14 protein-coding genes are annotated in these 17,463 nt (G+C 59.7%); 4 read left to right on the top strand and 10 right to left on the bottom strand.

Annotation, left to right across the window (positions count from 1 at the left end):
* Positions 1-127 precede the first annotated feature (127 nt).
* On the top strand, positions 128-2,101 hold the full coding sequence (locus RGQ15_RS18830; protein ID WP_311162313.1) for an alkyl/aryl-sulfatase: 1,974 nt from the start codon (positions 128-130) through the stop codon (positions 2,099-2,101).
* A 238-nt stretch (positions 2,102-2,339) separates the two neighbouring features.
* Here the strand turns inward: RGQ15_RS18830 and RGQ15_RS18835 are convergent, their stop codons facing one another.
* From RGQ15_RS18835 to RGQ15_RS18855, 5 genes are all read right to left on the bottom strand, one after another.
* Entirely contained in the window at positions 2,340-2,660 is a 321-nt protein-coding gene (locus tag RGQ15_RS18835; RefSeq protein ID WP_311162314.1) for a hypothetical protein, read from the bottom strand.
* Positions 2,661-2,995: 335 nt separating this feature from the next.
* Positions 2,996-4,603, bottom strand: a complete 1,608-nt coding sequence (locus RGQ15_RS18840) for a DUF1254 domain-containing protein (RefSeq protein WP_311162315.1) — start codon at positions 4,601-4,603, stop codon at positions 2,996-2,998.
* A gap of 198 nt (positions 4,604-4,801) precedes the next feature.
* Positions 4,802-5,581 carry an outer membrane protein gene (locus RGQ15_RS18845; RefSeq protein ID WP_311162316.1) on the bottom strand — a complete coding sequence of 260 codons (780 nt, stop codon included), beginning with the start codon at positions 5,579-5,581 and terminating at the stop codon, positions 4,802-4,804.
* A 185-nt stretch (positions 5,582-5,766) separates the two neighbouring features.
* A complete protein-coding gene (locus tag RGQ15_RS18850; protein ID WP_311162317.1) occupies positions 5,767-8,139 on the bottom strand; it encodes an arylsulfatase in 2,373 nt (790 codons plus the stop codon).
* Between the two features lie 121 nt (positions 8,140-8,260).
* Complete coding sequence (locus RGQ15_RS18855; RefSeq protein ID WP_311162319.1) at positions 8,261-8,632, bottom strand: helix-turn-helix domain-containing protein; 372 nt, start codon at positions 8,630-8,632, stop codon at positions 8,261-8,263.
* A 90-nt stretch (positions 8,633-8,722) separates the two neighbouring features.
* Here RGQ15_RS18855 and RGQ15_RS18860 point away from each other — a divergent pair, with 90 nt between their 5' ends.
* The gene (locus tag RGQ15_RS18860; protein ID WP_311162321.1) at positions 8,723-9,721 is read left to right on the top strand and encodes a helix-turn-helix transcriptional regulator; all 999 of its coding nucleotides are present in this window, start codon (positions 8,723-8,725) and stop codon (positions 9,719-9,721) included.
* 472 nt (positions 9,722-10,193) lie between these two features.
* Here RGQ15_RS18860 and RGQ15_RS18865 read toward each other — a convergent pair whose 3' ends face one another.
* Positions 10,194-10,583, bottom strand: a complete 390-nt coding sequence (locus tag RGQ15_RS18865; protein WP_311162323.1) for an NUDIX hydrolase — start codon at positions 10,581-10,583, stop codon at positions 10,194-10,196.
* Positions 10,584-10,781: 198 nt separating this feature from the next.
* Here RGQ15_RS18865 and RGQ15_RS18870 point away from each other — a divergent pair, with 198 nt between their 5' ends.
* Positions 10,782-11,063, top strand: a complete 282-nt coding sequence (locus RGQ15_RS18870; protein ID WP_311162325.1) for a PPC domain-containing DNA-binding protein — start codon at positions 10,782-10,784, stop codon at positions 11,061-11,063.
* Complete coding sequence (locus RGQ15_RS22405) at positions 11,048-11,173, top strand: PPC domain-containing DNA-binding protein (RefSeq protein WP_409201361.1); 126 nt, start codon at positions 11,048-11,050, stop codon at positions 11,171-11,173. The genes RGQ15_RS18870 and RGQ15_RS22405 overlap by 16 nt, the downstream gene beginning before the upstream one ends.
* Before the next feature lie 314 nt (positions 11,174-11,487).
* On the opposite strand, the gene RGQ15_RS18875 is transcribed toward RGQ15_RS22405, so the two are convergent.
* The 4 genes from RGQ15_RS18875 to RGQ15_RS18890 all read right to left on the bottom strand — a co-directional run bounded on the left by RGQ15_RS18875 (position 11,488) and on the right by RGQ15_RS18890 (position 17,401).
* Positions 11,488-12,855, bottom strand: a complete 1,368-nt coding sequence (locus RGQ15_RS18875; RefSeq protein WP_311162326.1) for a DUF1254 domain-containing protein — start codon at positions 12,853-12,855, stop codon at positions 11,488-11,490.
* A complete protein-coding gene (locus RGQ15_RS18880) occupies positions 12,852-13,067 on the bottom strand; it encodes a DUF1214 domain-containing protein (RefSeq protein WP_311162328.1) in 216 nt (71 codons plus the stop codon). The genes RGQ15_RS18875 and RGQ15_RS18880 overlap by 4 nt, the downstream gene beginning before the upstream one ends.
* A gap of 414 nt (positions 13,068-13,481) precedes the next feature.
* Positions 13,482-14,924, bottom strand: a complete 1,443-nt coding sequence (locus RGQ15_RS18885; protein WP_155097655.1) for a DUF1254 domain-containing protein — start codon at positions 14,922-14,924, stop codon at positions 13,482-13,484.
* Between the two features lie 71 nt (positions 14,925-14,995).
* Positions 14,996-17,401 carry an arylsulfatase gene (locus tag RGQ15_RS18890; RefSeq protein WP_311162329.1) on the bottom strand — a complete coding sequence of 802 codons (2,406 nt, stop codon included), beginning with the start codon at positions 17,399-17,401 and terminating at the stop codon, positions 14,996-14,998.
* Positions 17,402-17,463 lie beyond the last annotated feature (62 nt).

A 17,463-nucleotide genomic window follows, 5' to 3' on the forward strand; every position in this document is an offset into this window, starting at 1 on the left:
CGCGCAGACCACAGATCGAATCAGACTTGCCGTCAAGAGGAGTGGAACCGGATTGTGCGTGCGTCTTTCAGACTAGTCGCCCCATCCGCCTAAGACGGGCGCCCGTTGAGAATATCAGGTGAAAAATATGCCGATCGCGCAACGCTTACTGACTTCTGCAACTATTCTTGCAGCCTTGGCCCTACCGGCATCAGCACAAGATGATCCCCGAAAGGACGCAACCGACACCACCGTTTCGACCAATGCGAGACTCCTCGATTACCTGCCCTTCGACGACAAGACCGACTTCGAGGATGCCAATCGCGGTAAGCTCGCGGATCTGCCGCCGGAAATGATCAAGACAGCAGAAGGTGCCCTGATCTGGGATCCGGGCAAATACGGCTTCATTGAGGAAGGCTCTGAAGCGCCGCCGACGGTAAACCCTAGCTTGTGGCGTCAGTCCCAGTTAATCAACATCAGCGGTCTGTTCGAGGTAGTGAAGGACGGAATCTATCAGGTCCGCAACCTTGACCTGTCGAACATGACCATCATCGAGGGCAAGGAAGGCATCACGATCGTCGACCCGCTGGTGTCTGCCGAGACCGCCAAGATCGCGTTGGACCTTTATTACAAGACCCGCGGGGAAAAGCCCGTCAAGGCCGTGATCTATACCCATAGCCATGTCGACCATTACGGCGGCGTGCGCGGCGTCACCAGCGACGAGGACGTGGCGAGCGGCAAGACCAAGATCTATGCCCCGGAAGGCTTCCTGGAGGCAGCCGTGGCCGAGAACGTCTTTGCCGGCACCGCGATGAGCCGCCGAGCCAGCTACATGTATGGCAACCTGCTGCCGCCGGACGAAAAGGGTCAGGTCGGCGCAGGGCTTGGCACTACGACCTCGGCAGGGACCGTCACGCTTATTCCGCCCACCGATATCATCACCAAGACCGGGCAGAAGGAAACCATCGACGGCCTGACCTATGAGTTCCTGATGGCGCCCGGCTCGGAAGCGCCCTCGGAAATGCTGTGGTATGTCGAGGACTACAAGGCGATCGAAGCATCCGAAGACGCGACCCATACGCTGCACAACACCTATTCGCTGCGCGGTGCCAAGATCCGTGAGCCGCTGCCCTGGTCGAAATACCTGAACGAGGCCCTGGTGATGTGGGGCGATGACGCCGAGGTGCTTTTCGCGCAGCACCACTGGCCGACTTGGGGCAACGACAACGTCGTCGAACTGCTGGAAAAACAGCGCGACCTGTATCGCTACATCAACGACACCACGCTCAACATGGTCAACAAGGGCATGACCATGCGCGAGATCGCCGAGAACTTCAAACTGCCTCCGGTGCTGGACAAGTTCTGGGCGAGCCGTGGTTACTATGGTTCGATCTATCACGACGTGGCGGCGACCTATGTGCTGTATCTGGGCTGGTTCGACGGCAACCCATCGACCCTGCACGAGCTGCCGCCAGTCGAAGGCGCCAAGAAGTTCGTGGAATACATGGGCGGCGCGGATGCCGTCATGGAAAAGGCCAAGGCCGACTACGATGCCGGCAACTTCCGCTGGGTGGCCGAAGTCATGAACAAGGTCGTGTTCGCCGATCCGGACAACCAGGCGGCCAAGGACCTGACCGCCGACGCGCTGGAACAGCTGGGCTATCAGGCCGAATCCGGCCCTTGGCGCAACTTCTATCTGTCGGGGGCGCAGGAACTGCGCAAGGGCGTGGCCGAGCTTCCGACGCCCAACACCGCAAGTCCCGACACGATCGAGGCCATGTCGCTTGAAATGATTTTCGACTATGCGGGCGTGCGCCTGGACAGCGAGAAGGCGGGTGATGCCAACATCAAGCTGAACTTCGACTTCGGCGCGGATGGCAAATACTTGGTCGAGCTTGAGAACGGCGTCCTGAACCACACCAAGGACATTCAGGCCGATGACGCGGGAGCCACCGTGACCATGCCGCGCGCTGCGTTGAACAAGATCATGCTGGGCGAGGAGACGCTGGATCAGGCCACGACCGGGGGCGAGGTCAAGGTCACCGGCGACGCTGCAAAACTGACCGAGCTTGTCTCCTACCTCGACAAGTTCGAGTTCTGGTTCAATATCGTCACGCCGTAAGCAGCCTCGGAAAACGAGTGGGCGGGAAACCATCCCGCCCTCTATCCTAGAACAGGTCTCCTTGCAGGATTTTGTGGCGCGCCACCGCTGAGGCCCGCTATCGTCGACGAAACTCGATGCAGACCGAGGGAAATATCTCGGCCGTCGAATGTCCGCTTCGTCCGCATAGCCGTGCCCGGCGAACTACTCCTGAGCGGCCGCCAACTCGTCCGTCCGGGTGGACCGCAAACACCGTATTTCAGAAGCCTATGCCAAAGCTCACGCCACCTCGCCTCATGCATCCACCAGGCGACAGCCATCGGCTCGAGGTGAAAGGATTAGAGATCTCCTCTCCAGCCTTTTCCTTCTTCTGAAGAATATACCGCATCCGTTCATACTGGTCGCGGCAGGTCGTTTCAGCTGCGATCTGTGCGATATCCATGCGACTGAAGACATGCGGGTTGAGACCCATGATCGCAGCCTCTTGGACATGGCCCGGAGACAGCGGTTTGCTATCTGCAAGAGCCGATCCCGTCGCAACAGAGAAAACCAATGCGACAAGAGAGAGATTCCTGAACATCTGGGGCCTCCACATCTGATATGACTCCCATGGATGTGGTCACTCTGGTGGGCCGATAGTAGAGCAGCTGGCGAGGTAAGATTACCACCAGGTGGGGACAACGCCCATCAATTCGGCCAGACGAGCAGAGACCGGTCGAGGAGGAGGCGAAAACAACCCACCGTAGCAATGTCCCACATCGCTGCCGCCGAAGATGCAACTGCAGGGTTGGCTGCTGCAGCTTCGCGAACGTCCGCTATGTCCGCATCGAGCGTTCGCAGCCTTTCGCACGTGCAATCCCCATTGCTGCCGCTCAGCCATGACCATGCCGCCGCCTGCTACCTTCGGGATTTACCTCACTGCACGAGTTCGATCTCGCTAATGCGCCATGACTTGTCGAAGAATGGCTCCAGCGGGCTGTAGAGTCTCAGGCAAACGAACCAGCCCTTTTCGGGGTCGGTCTGGATCCAGTTGCCGCGTGGCACACCCTCCGGCTGCGTTGAGGAGAAGTAGATTGTCGTCGAGCCGTCGGCATTGGCCTCGGCTGCGGGCGACGGGTAACTCTGGCTGCCGGCGCGCGGGTAGCGCTGCGGCGTGTCCAGCATGGAACGTGTCATGTTGTCGTAGACCGTCAGCGACCAGAAGTTCGCCTGCGGGATATCTTTCGGCAGCGTAACCTTGTAGGTCTTCGACCCGTCGAAATAGTTTCGGTCAGCATCCTTGGCGGTGATGAGGTATTGCGAACCGATCCCTGTCAGCCGCATGGCCATGGCAGGCGTGATCCCGGTAATGCCGTAGAAGAAGGCCGTGCGGGCATCCATCTGCCGGTAACCGGTCGCTGGGAACGGCTTTGCACCTTCTGCCGTGATTTCGGGAATTGGCGTTTCAAACTCGAAGCCGCTCTTGAAGAGCATATTGTACCAGGACGAGTCCGGATAATAGAACCAGTCCGGGTCACGCGGGTTCATGAGAAGGTTGCGCGACGCGGCGTTCGCCACGGCGACTGCGTCCGTCATGATCCCCTTCATGCGCTCATCCGGCTCGAAGGGCTTGTCCTTGACTATACCGAGGGCTGCGATCGGCCCCATCAGTTCGACGTCGAGCGCGGTGGCGGGTTCGCTCTGTACCACCTCGTTCAGAAGCTCGAAATAGCTCCAGTCGGATGGCGGGAGCGTGTTCATGACCATGCCCGTCCCTTCGTGGAAGACGGTCGCGGGCGGTTCGGAGATCTTCCCAAGATGGACATCGCCCTTCAGAAACTCTGCGATCGAAGTTCCGACCCCACCTGGCTTAAACGGATAGACCTTGGTCGATGCCTTGATCACCTCGACGGACGGCTTGGGATCGCTACCTTCCTTCAGGAACGAGCGACCGAACCAGAGGATACTATTTGTACTGGCGTGTGCGACGAAATATCCGCCCTGGGGCAGAGGGCCATCATATCCCGGCGGGACGAGCAGATACTTGCCGCCCATTCCACGGTCTGGTCCCGGGCTGCCCATATCGGTCACCCAGTTGAACCAGGCGTCTTGCACGATGCCAAGGAAATCGGGCGGGGACTCGATCACCACCGGGCCGTCGCTGAGGTCAATCCAGCCCATGACGTAGATCGTGTCGGCATTCGGCGTCAGGAACAGCGATTTCGCGTCCATCAATTCCGAAAAAACCAGCACCTCGTTCTTCTTGATGCCCATGTCCTCCATACCACGGCGGAGCGAGTGGATGCTGACCCCCTGCATGGCATCCATGTAGGCACGATAGGCATAGGTGAAGTCGAGCTGATCGTAGAGCGCCTTCGCCGTTTCTTCGCTCGGCACGCCGTCGGTGAAGTTGAACGTTCCGCGCGACGTTTCGACGACATCGGGCGTGACCAGCGAAGGGGGGATCGCCGCCGTATCCTGCGCCCGTAGCGGCGACGCCAATATGCAAGCCGCAGCGATGGTTAAAGGCCATAGTCGGAACATGGGAAAAGACTCCATTGCCAGTTGCTAATAAGAATTTGATCTATTCTGGACACATTGCTCTGCGTCACTGGCGTGCCTGCTCCAGAAGTGGGTAGCTCGTAACGAATGAGATTGCCGACATTTTTAGGGCCGAGAGAGCATTGACCAGTTCGTTGGGAGAATGGCCTCGCACTTCCCTGCACGAGATTACCTCTTTACCTAGAATTTATAGGCAATGCCGATGACGGGCCCATGGACGTCGATATCCAGCTTGGCGTTGCGATCGCCTTCTTTGACAATCGACAGATAGCGATAGCCGAAGGCCGCATCCCAGTTCTCGCTGATAGCGTAATTGCCACCACCATAGACCTGCCAACTCAGGTCAGAGGAACTGTCGAAGCCCCCGACATCCAGAAAGCTCCGGAAAGACCACCGTTCATTCAGTTTGGTTTCCCCGCGCAGGCCGATGATTCCATCTGTCCATGATATCTGGGCGTCCGACTCTCGTTCACGCAAATCGGTTGCGCTGCCAAAATCCATGTCGACGTCGAAATACCGTGCGCCTGCATAGATATCTGCGCTGCTGCGTGCGTCCTCATGCCAGCGATAGGCCGCGGCCAATGTGACCATCTTTACCTTTGTCTCTGTTGAGATCGTCAAGCGGTTACCCAACCAGTCCGCATCATGGCTGAGGTCGATATAGACCAGATCTGCTAACAGGCCCCATTTATCCCGTCTCAACTCAGCCGTTCCCATGAACGCCATATCGAGCCGGGACAGGATATCATCCTGCTTGAGGTCGAGCACCGGCTCACCATCCAAGCCCTGTTGGGCTCCCGAAATGACGGGTAGCCAGCCATAGAGTGTCGCCTGAGCGCTCCAACCCTCGCTTGTGTCGAAGGGCTGTGCAGTTCCTTGCGTGGTTGACGCGATGAGCGAACAGGTCGCGATGACGAGTCCCGTGGTGCGACGAAGCATCTTGATCTCCAATTTGATCATCTTCGTGGAAAGCAGGCCTTTGCCCTTATTGTCGTGAAGTTTTCGGATGGTCTGCGCCCTGCGACCTGGTCGATAGTTGTTCGAAACCGGTGCCGTCATGGCTGAAGAGCGATATTCAATTCAGACGCGTCGCAACCTTTGGCTTGGGGCAAGGTGGGGTTTCCACCCCGCCCCAGCGGGGCTGCTCACTCCTTGTAGGCGACCTTCACCTGATCAATGATTCCGTTGAAGGCAAAGGGTTTGCGATCAAAATAGGCCTCAGAGACCGGTGAGTAGCTGTCTTGCCCGACATCGAAGGCATCATTTGCGGTGAAGGTCAGCGGGGCGGAGCGCGGCACGGTCCCATTGGCCATCTCTGTCCCGTTCACGCGGATCACAATATCAAGCGGCCCGGTATGATCTTTGCTCGTCTTGGTGGTCTCAATCTCAATCGTGACCTTACCCGTGGGCAGCGTATCCGTCGTTGCTATCTGGGTGCGATCGATTTCAAAGAGGTTATATTCGTAGGTCAGCTTGCCCTGATCGACCCACAGCGCCAGCCCGCCGGAGAAGGCGCCCAAGGCGTATAGGACACCGGCCGAATCCGGCTTCAGTTCGGCCTCGATGGTGACCAGATTGCTGCGCGCACCGACCTTCGGCGCAGTGAATTCCGGCACCTGGATCACTTCCTGCGTATAGGTGAATTCCGTCGCCGGATTGTGTGGTGCATCCTCGGGGTGGAAGATGATCGACCACAATCCGCCACCGACCGGGAAGACCTTGTTGTCTTTGGCATCAATGAGGAAGGCGTCCTTCAGCTCCTTGACCTTGTCGGGATTGTCGGTCGCCAGATCATGCGCTTGCGAATGATCCTTGCTGAGGTCATGCAGTTCCCAGCTGTCCTTGTCGGGTGACCACTGGAGGATTGCGGGATCAATTCCGGGCACCCAAGGCGTGCGGGGCCCGAAGACCGAAGCAATCCAGTCGTCCTTGTAGTATGAGCGGCTGCCCATCACCTCGAAATATTGGCCATGCTTCTGACCTTCCGCTTCGGGTGCATCAAATGTATAGGCCATGCTGATCCCGTCTAGCGGGTCTTGGGTGATGCCATCCACAGTCTTCGGCGGCTTGATTCCCAGCACGTCATAGATCGTCGGAACAATGTCATTCACATGGTGAAACTGGCCACGTGGCCTTCTGTCCGGCGTGATATGGCCCGGCCACGAGATCACCAGCGGCGTGCGCGTGCCGCCGAAATGGGCCGCCACCAGCTTGGTCGAGCGGTAAGGCGTGGACCCCGCCCAAGCCCATCCGGCATGATACATGTTGTCGGCCTTGGGCGAGCCCAGCACGTCCAGCCCGCCAAGATCGTCCATCGCCTTGATGTGGTCCTTTATTTCGGTCTTGATGCCGTTCTGGGCCAACAGCTCGCTGATCGTGCCGTTCTGACCCTCGGCGCTGGAGCCGTTATCGCCCCAAACATAGAAGATCAGCGTATTTTCCCTCTCGCCGATCGCGTCCAGCGCATTGAGCAATCGACCGGCCTGCGTATCGGCATGTTCGGTATAGCCTGCAAAGACCTCCATCAAGCGCAACTGGAACGCGCGTTCGTCCTCAGGAATGTCGGACCAGCCTGCAAGGCTGTCGGGACGGGCCGTCAGGTCGGTGTCGGATGGAACCCAGCCAAGTTCCTTCTGCTTCGCGAAAATGTCGTCGCGCATCTGGTCCCAGCCAGTATCGAACTTGCCCTTATACTTGTCGGCCCAGTCCTTGAAAATGTGATGAGGGCCATGCGAAGCGCCGGGCGCCCAGTAAACCAGAAAGGGCCGGTCCGGGGTCAGCGCATGAACTTGCTTCATCCAAGATACAGCCTTGTCGGCCATGTCCTCGGTGAAATGGTAGCCTTCCTTGCCGTGCGAAGGATCGAGGCGGATGGTGTTTTCAACCACTGCCGGTTCCCATTGCGAGGATTCCCCCGCAAGGAAGCCGTAGAAATAATCGAAACCGACGCCTTCGCCCACCGGCCAGTTGGTATAGGGTCCGACGGTCGTGGTTTCATTCGCGGGTGTGTTGTGCCACTTGCCAAAGGCGGCGGTCGCGTAGCCATAGCCGCTCAGCACTTTCGCAACCGTTGCCGAGGTCCGAGGAATATGGCCGGTATAGCCGTCCCAGTCATTCGCAAGCTCGGCAATCTGCCCATAGCCGACACGGTGATGGTTGCGCCCGGTCAGCAGCGAAGCGCGTGTGGGCGAGCACATCGCCGCGTTGTGGAAGCGGCTGAAGGCGATACCTTCCTCAGCCAACGCATCCAACGTCGGGGTGGTGATCGGCCCGCCGAACGTATGCGGCAGTGCAGGGCCGACATCGTCGAGCATGATGATGACGATATTCGGCGCATTCTCTGGCAGGTGAGATTGCGGCGGAAGCGGGTTGTAGGTTGATTCCGCGATCGTCGGACCCGCTTTGCTGCCGGATGGCGCCGGGGGGAATGGCAATGCGTCCTGCGCGTGGACGCCCGTCGCACTGACCAGCGCTACAGCGCCAAAATAGCACAATCCCCGGAATTTCGTCACTTCCATCAACGCACCCTCTCGATGAACTGATCTGTATTGTGCAAGGTTAGCAAAGTACGAGTGAAGCTGTAGCCGACCATTGCTTACGATCCGCCGTCCGACCTTGCTGCTCATATCGCGCCACCAACTAGCTTTTTATGGCCTGACGGAACTGACGTGGCGTTTGGCCGGTCCAGCGAACGAAGGCGCGAGAAAAATTGCTTGGCGTCGAATATCCAAGCCTTCCTGCGATTTCCTGGGCCGGAAGATCAGTCTGGCGAAGAAGCGTGCTCGCGGCCTGAAGCCGCACCGTATCTACCAGCGACCGGAATGCTAGGGATCGCGACGCGAGATGCCGTTGCAAGCTACGGGGCGAGGTTCCAACATGGCGCGCAACTCGTTCGAGGGACAGTGGCCCAGACATCACGAGTTCGGCCATCAATTGCTGCAATTCCGAGGAATCGCCTATCGCGTGTGTTTCAGGAATGAACATCCGATTCTGTAGATTTTGAAGTTTCATGCATTAATCATTTCACGCAACAACAACCGGGGCCGCTCGTTCCGCGCCACTATGTGCGTATGCTGGACTTGCGCAGCAGGAGTGAAATGCATGACGCAGCCGGCGATCGTGCGAGCCGCCTATCTGCAGGTTTTCATAGACCTGTTGCGGGAGATTGGGGTGCCCATTGAACGCGCGCTCGAGCGCTCAGCGCTACCAACTTGGATCGAAGATATGCCCGATGCCTATGTCAGTTTGCCGCTGGCAATCGACTGGGCCCTGCGCACTGGCCGTGACGTCGACCCCATGGAGTTCGGATACCGCGCCGCAATGCGGCAATCCCTTGCCACAATGAGTCCGGAATTCCGTGGGGCATTGTTGGATGCACCGACCGGGCTGGTCAGGATGCGCACATGTCTGAGCGCGGCGATGCGGGAAGACAGCTCGCTCTCAACCCGATCGTGGCGCGAGGGGAATAGCGTTCGCCTTGTCTGCAACACCTTACGCTTCGACGGCGGACCAAGCACCTGCCTGGCAGAATGGGGGATTATTCAGGCTTTGGTGGACACCATGCGCAGCGTGGCCGGTCCGAAGTGGTATCCAGAGGAGTTGACGTTCGTTTCCTCCTGCGCACCAGGTACCACAGTGTTCGAAGCCTACGGTAATACTCGCATAGCCGTCGGATGTCCGCATACGTCGATATTGGTCAAGTCAGCCGACCTGTTTCGTCCATGCGCTGAGCAGGTTACATCCGCCTCCAATCTGACCGTTGAAAATTGGGAGATGGACTTCGTCGCCCGTCTCCGTGCGGTCATCAGACCGTATCTAGGCGACGGGCATCCATCCATCTACCAAACAGCGGAGATCATCGGGATGAGCAGCCGCACATTGCAACGGAAACTGACTTCATTGGGTCACACCTACTCCGGCATATTGGCCGGGACCCGAGTCGAACAGGCAAGTGAACTTCTCTCTGATCCGGGTATCAAGATTGTGGATATTGCGCTTTCGCTCGGCTATGAGGACCCACAGAATTTCTCCCGCATCTTCCGTCGCATGACCGGCATGACGCCGACTGCCTATCGGCAGTCAGTATCGGGAGAGTTGTAAGCCTGATGTCGTGGACCTGCAGATCAGGTCGGCGGTGTCATCCTTGCCCGCGTCTTCGTAAATCTGACCGCTTGGCGTCTGTCTGACAGCATTGCGAATGCTGCAGGGGGAATTTGGCGCAGTCGACTATTCAACATGCTGTTCCAGCTATGAGGCGCGTGTTGCCGCTGTGCGCCAAATGACCGACGGTTCAGAAAATTTGCTGCAGTTGCTATGCCGCAAAGCAGCTGGCAGCTTCTGTGCGCGGCGGACCATCTATGTTGTAAGTGCCAGCACTCACATGCTGCGGGCGCGAAAGGCCGGTTTGTCCGCATCACAGACCGTCATAGGCTCGAAATGCTGCGCCACGTGTCGAATGGCCGCTTCGGCGAATACCGCCGTGCGGCATCGGCGGTGCTCGACCGTCGGCAAAGGGCCCGCCTTTGTGATGACATAACATGGCGGGTGGCATAGCACAAAGGTGATGTCGGGATCAGCCGCAGATCAGGGGGAGAACCATATCGCGCGTTAGCGGAGCGAGGTCGAGTTGGCCTTGCGAGTCGGGGTGCACCCATCGAGCCTCTTCTATCTCCGCTCGAGGTTCGACGTCATGGTTAATCTGCACGCGAAAGACCTCAGCCGTAACCAGGAAGCCGGGCTCGTTAGCAGCGGGAGCAGAAAAACGTCCGAGGTATTTCGCGTCGTTCGGTTGAATTTCCACCGCGAGTTCCTCGAAAAGTTCACGACAAAGAGCTGACAAGGGCGTTTCGTCGCCGTCGATCTTCCCGCCTGGCTGCATGAAGGCGGACGTCCCGCGCTTTCGGACAAGCAGGGTTGCACCATCGTCCCGAAGGATTGCAGTAGCGGCTATGCGGATCTCCATCAGTGCATTCCTCACAGGGTCGTTTCGGTCCTCCATAACGGAAGGCACATTGCTGCCCAATGGCGGGATTGCAGCTTCGATGCGGTACTGAACCAAGGTTCCGGGAACGACCAGTCCGCTACGTTGTTGGTTCCGAGGAGGAAACAACATGAGAAGCAAAATTCTTCATGATGCCGCTGGCCAAAAAAGACCTATGCCTTGATCTTGGAAAGCGGCGACGAAGTCATGTCCTGCCTTCAGGATTTCGCGGAAAAAAACGGGCTTAACGCAGCGAGTTTCAAGGCGATTGGTGCATTCGAAACCGCAACATTGGCGTTTTTCGATTGGTCCTCGAAGGCATATTTGCCGATACGGGTGGACGAGCAAACTGAGGTCGCATCATTTACCGGGGACATCGCCAGGGCCCCGAGGGCAAACCCGCAGTACATGTTCACGCGGTCCTGGGGCGGCGAGACGGAAGCGCCCTGGCAGGTCATCTAAAGGCTGCGAAAGTCAGACCGACGCTCGAGGTCATTCTCATCGAATCTCCCCAGCATCTCTGCAAGCAGCATGATGTCGAGACTGATCTTGCCTTGATCCGCCTTGATTGACGCGCGTGCCCATCCGTTTCGGCAAGAGAAATCCTAGAGTGTCTTCCTACGCAGCGTTTGGTTGAACCGGCGGGGCCTCGATAGGGTTAAACTCTCAGGAGGCTTTCATACACAGCCGGATTTGGCATACTCCAGAACTGCCTTTCACCTCTGACCCATGCTGCCTCACCGCATCCCCGGAAATGGGCGCTCGGGCGCCGCGCAGCTAGATCGTCGTTTTGACCATAGTTCAGCTAACCATCTTGCGTTCCATCACCTAACAACTTTTGAACTGCTTAGGCGCAACGCCCATCGACGACGCTATGTGAGGGCGTTTAGCTGACTATCTCGATGACGGGTGGTTTCCAGCGACCATCAAGGGCCACGTCTTTGGGCAGATAAAGGCGCATGACGGCGTAAAAGCCCTCGGATGGTGTGGGCAACCAGTTCGCCCCCTGTTCTTCGCCGGGGCTTTCGGACTGAAGGTGGATGACGATTGCACCGGCCTCGTCGCGATTCAGACCGGAGAGCATCGGGGAGTTGATCAGGTAGCGATTGATCGGGTTGTCGACCAACAACTGCCGGGCCTTGTCATACATCGTGATCGACCAGAAGGCGGAGACAGGTGGTAGGGCATCGGCCGCAAACCGCAACGCGTAATGATGCGCCTTGCCGTCCAACAGCGCGCCTTTCGCGTCCACGTTGTAGATGACGTAGAGCGCCTCTTGCGCCGTGTTACCATAGATGCCGCCCTGCGCGGCAGCGGCGCGGTCCATATAGCGCCCCTTCATGAACTCGGGCGTTCCGAACAGCTTTGCGGAATCCGTGAGATGCGCGACGGTGTTGCGGATCTCCTGATCGCTGGGCCGTACAAGATCGCGCATCTGGGTCACGGTGCCCTCGGGCAGGCTGGCGGGCGGCCAGGCGGTCCCGGCTTGCAGTCCGAGCGAGGCGGCGAAACTGTCGCGCAGGTTGCCCTCCCATGCCAGCGGCGGGGCGAATTGCAGCAGGAAAGCCGTCAGCGGCCAGAACTCGCTTAGCATCCGGTCGTCGTCGATCGCGGGCCAGTCGATGGCAGGCGCTGGAGCCGGGGCAGGCTTGCCCTCATAGGCCGACAATGTCCGTGCGCTGTAACCAGCCTGAATCGCCTCGACCTTGCCGATGTCATCCGGCGCAAAAAGCTGAGTGCGGATGACGACAAGACCCAGATCGGTCGGTATCCGAACCACGCGCTTGATCCCGGCAGGAGCCTCACCTTGCCAGCCCGGCCCTGCGATCAGAAAATCCCCGCCGCCATTGCCATCCATCCGCGTCCCCAGATAGTCGACATTGTGGGTATAGAGATCGATGATCTGGGCTGAGTAGTAGCGATCCGCCTCGATGGCGGGCAAGGTCACGACCAGCGGCTCGGCGCGCAGGTCCATGACCATGAAAGAATAGGGTGTGTCGGAGTTGGGGGTGATGATCGCCGTATCTTCGGGTGTATAGACCCGGGCGATGCTGGTCAGCGTGTTGAGCGGACCCTTGTACTGCTTGCCTCCCGGCTCCAGCGCATATTGGTAGAGGGTGAGGTAATTTTTCACCATCGGATAGGCATAAAGAAACGCCTCATGCGCCAGGGCGCCTGTATCCTGCGCGTGCAGCGGCAGGCTTGGCAACACTGCGGCCGCGACGCTTATCTGAAGCAGAGTCCGACGGTTCATCGCACTTCCTCCGATTTTGGGAAAACCAATTTGCCATCAAGAATGCTGGTCTCGGGGCGGTAGAGGCGCACCATCCAGTTCCAGCCCTCCGGCGTTGGTAGGCAGTTCACGACCGCGCCGTCGCATCCTGCGAATTGGACCGTTACGCTGCCATCGGCATTGGGCCTCGCGGTCAGTTTGTTCAGCGTATAAGCGTCCTTGGCGTTCGGCAAATATTATCCTTCGGCATTATAGACTGAGATCGACCAGAAGCCCTGCACTGGCACCTTGCCGTCAGTGCTTTGCTCTGTGATCGACGGCTTAGTTGCCGTTACTTTTGGCGGGCAAGGACGGCGAGGAGGTTCCTGCTGCGAGATGCCTGACCGGCCGCTATGACGAAACTGCCGCGCCACCTTGGCTGTAGTCGAACGGCCGCAATGGGCCGGCCCGCCCTGGCGGAGAGCAGGAAGCCCAACTCAGTCAGATCAGCCAATTGCTGTCCCGCAGCATGTTGCTCGGAGCCCCAAAGCCGCCGGTCGCGGACTGACCTACAGTCCAGTGCTCGCCGGTCGCGAATAGCCCCAAAGCGGTCGTTCGCGCACATTCTACGAGTGGCGGACGAAGCGGTCGTAGCGGTGGCCCTGGCGTCACTCGATAACCGTGAAGTCGCCCGGCTTCCAACTGCCATCGAAGGCAGGAGGCTCGGGGCCGTAGATGCGGAAATAGACGAACCATCCCTTGCCCGGAAGGGTGCGGATCCACCGATCCTGCTGGCCTTTTGGTGCCTCTGGCCCGAAGAGAAGATCGACATGGTCCCCGCTCAGGTCCGTCAGTTCGAAGAGCGAACGCAACGCGGCCTTCGCCTGCTCGGTCTGGATCTGGCTGCGTGTCTCGGCATCATAGACCGTCACCGACCAGAAGAGCCGGTTCGGAACCGGCAGCGGAACCCGTAGCCGGTAGGTCTTGCCGCCGTCAAGATACTCTCCCGCCTCGTCGCGCAGACCCAGCCAGTAGAGCGAACCGGTCGCGGGGTCGCGGCGGAACATCGCGGGTGAAGTCGCGATCGCCTGATAGAACCATTTCTCTGACGCGTAGCTGTCGCGGTAGTCAGGGGTGTCGAACGAGCCGTTCTCGAAACGCAGCGCCGCCCATTGCCATTGGCGGTCGGGCCAGACCAGCCGGTCCGGTCGGCGATCGGCCAGCGACTCGACCCGCATCTGTGCTGAACCGGTCTTCGCCGCCTCGACAAGGATAGCTGCCATGCGCTCGTCCGGAGCGAACGGCATTCCCTTGGCAATACCCAGCGCCGCCAGGTCGCCGTAGAAGGCGCGCGAATCCTCCAGCACGGGTTCGCTGTTCACGACCTCCTGGAGCACTTGCCAATATTCCAGATCGCGTTCGAAGCGCGTCGGCGTCTGGTCCTGCGGCATCTGGGTCACGTCGATCCATGCCGGGTCCACCCAGTCCGAAGATGGGGTCAAGGGATGAACCTTGATTGTCTGCAGGCGCGCGATGGCGCCCTGCACGTCACCGGCTTCGGGCAGCGCCCTCATCCCGGCCACCACGGTGAAGGACGTCGCGCGAGAGGGGTGGTAACCATCAGGGATCTCACCTTGGTAATCCGGCGGCAGCAGCAGGTGCTTTCCGCCCTTGCCGGCATCGGGGCCGGGCAGGCCCATGTCCGCGATCCAGCGCTGGTGGATGTCCAGCGCCGCCCCCAGCAGGGGTCCCGGCGGAACCTCGATGACAAGCGGCCCGGCCCGGAGGTCGAGAAGCATCCCGCCATAGGGCGTGTCGGAGTTCAGGGTGAATCCGACATGGCGCGGCTGCGTGTCCATGTAGGTGAAAACCCGGTTCGGCTCTGCGCCCAGCCGCAACATCTCCCTGACGATCGCGGCGCTCGACACGGTCGGGTAAAAGAACCGATAGGCCCTGACCGCCCGGTTCAGGTCTGCCTCACCGAACGCCATCTGCACCGTCTCGGGGGTAGGGTAGCCGCCATTGAACTGATAGTCCTGCGCGACAGAGGGCCCGATGCCTGCCACGACCGCGATCGCCCAAACTGCTATCAGTCTCCGTCTCACATGCATGATGGTCCTGTCCTCGTGATTAGCCCGCGGTTGCGACGATCGTGGGCGCAGATTGCGCCGCACCCTGTTGGTCATTTCAGGTCGATCTTGACCTGCTCGATGGCGCCGGTGAAGGCAAAGGGCGGCGTGTAGGTGAAATCGACAGCGGAGCCCACGTCTTCGCCCACGTCGAAGCCTTCACCGAGCGAGATCTGGATCGGGATCGTCTTCGGCAGCTCGCCCTTGGCCACATCGCTGCCGTTTACCTTCAGCGTCACCGTCGCGGACTTGCCGAACTCGCCCGCCGCGCCGTGATAGGCGAAATCGACTTGCAGTTCGGCCTTGCCGGCCGGCAGCTGATCGGGAGCGGTGATGGTGTGACGCTCAAGCGCGAGATAGTTGTAGACAAAGGTCGGTCGGCCATCGCGCAGGTAAAGCCCGTAGCCACCGACCAGGCCGCCATGCGTCGCTATCATGCCCTGCGCCCCGCTTTCGGGCACGTCGATATCGGCTGTCAGCGTCCAGGACCGGTTCAAAATGCGAGGTGCCGCGTCATTCGGCAGCGCCACCTGACCGGGGTAGTAGGTGAACGAGGTCGCGTCGCCCGCAAGGCTCGGGCGTCCCATTTCTTCCGAGTTCAGCCGCTCAACCGCGCGCCAGTCCAGCGGCAGCACGTTATGCCGCGCCGCCTCGGCCCACCACAGGTCCTGCATCTGACGCAGCTTTTCCGGATTTTCCGCGGCCAGATCGTGGGCTTGGGTAAAGTCCTCGTCGATGTTGTAAAGCTCCCATTCCTGCTTGTCGACGTCGTAGCCGGTATGGATCGGATTCCACGGAGCGAAGGCCATGGCCGAGGCCACCCAGCCGTCCTCGTAGATGCCCCTTGCGCCCGCCATCTCGAAATATTGCACCTTGTGCCGTTCCTCGGCGCCGGCATCGTCAAGGACAGGCGCGAAGCTGATACCCTCGATCGGCTTCTGGGGCACGCCGTTCAGCTCGGCGGGCGGGGTGATGCCAATCAGGTCGTAAAGCGTGGGCACGATGTCGATCGTGTGCAGAAATTGCGACCTGACCCCGCCACCTTCGGTGATCCGCGCAGGCCAGGAGACAATCATGGGGTTGCGCGTGCCGCCGAAATGGCTCGCCACCTGCTTCGTCCACTGGAACGGCGTGTTCATCGCATGAGCCCAAGCAGATGGGAAATGATTATAGTGCTTCGGCCCGCCCAGCTCATCGATGACCTTCAGGTTTTCCTGCCAGCTTTCGGGGAAGCCGTTGAAGAACAGGTTTTCGTTCACCGAACCTTCAATACCTCCCTCGGCGCTCGACCCGTTGTCGCCGGCGATGTAGATGAAGATGGTGTTATCGGCACCCGGCAGCGCCTTCACCGCCTCGACCACGCGGCCCATCTCGTGATCGACATTGGCGCCGTAGCCCGCAAATACCTCCATCATCCGGGCGTAAAGCCGCTTCTGGTCGGCGTTCAGCGTATCCCAGGCGGGCAGACCGTCCGAGCGTGCGGTCAGTTCGGCCTCAGCCGGGACCACGCCCAGTTCCTTCTGCCGTGCGAAGGCCTGTTCGCGGTAGGCGTCCCAACCGGCATCGAACTTGCCCCTGTAGGGTTCGATCCATTGCTCGGGCACCTGATGCGGCGAATGCGTGGCGCCGGGCGCGACATAAAGGAAGAAAGGCCGGTCGGGAGCGATGGTCTTCACCTTGCGCACCCAGTCGACCGCATGATCGGCAAGATCGGTGGTCAGATAGTAGTCCGGATCATCCGATGTCGGCACGAGGTTCCGATTCTCGTAAAGGATCGGGTTGAAATGGCTCATGTCCCCGGCGTTGAAGCCGTAAAAATAGTCGAAACCAAGGCCGTTGGCCCATCGGTCGAAGGGACCGGCCGCGCTTGCTTCCCAGGTGGGCGTGTTGTGGTTCTTGCCGATCCAAGCGGTCATGTAGCCGTTCTGGCGCAGCACCTCGGCGACCGTCCCTGCATTGCGCGGCAGAATTGCGGTATAGCCTTCATATCCTGTCGCCGTCTCCGCAATGACGCCCGCGGCAACCGAATGATGATTGCGCCCGGTCATCAGCGCGGCGCGCGTAGGCGAGCATAGCGCAGTGGTGTGGAAGCGAGTAAAGCGCAGCCCCTCCGCCGCGAGTGCGTCCATGGTGGGCGAGGCGATGCCGCCGCCGAAGGTCGCAAACTGTCCGTAGCCTGCGTCGTCCAGCAGGATCAACACGACGTTCGGCGCACCCTGCGGCGCTTGCACCGGCTGCGGGAATTGCGGCGGGTCGGAATCGAGGATCGTGCGCCCGACCGTGCCGGAGAATTGGAAATCGGACCGCGGCAGAACGCTCGGCGTTCCGGTCGAGGCAGACTGGGCGAGGACCGACCCGGTAAAGGCGAACGTCAGTGCGACAGTAGCGAGACCAGCGCTCGCGACTGAACCGGTCACACCTCGCATCAGGTTCATGGCGGGGATCATCGCTTTCAACATGGATAGCCTCCTCGTTCTGTTCAGATGAGATCGAAAAAACTCAGGTCAGGTGTAAATCTGCA

This window comes from Paracoccus sp. MBLB3053 (assembly GCF_031822435.1).
GTDB classification, from domain to species: Bacteria; Pseudomonadota; Alphaproteobacteria; order Rhodobacterales; family Rhodobacteraceae; genus Paracoccus; species Paracoccus aurantius.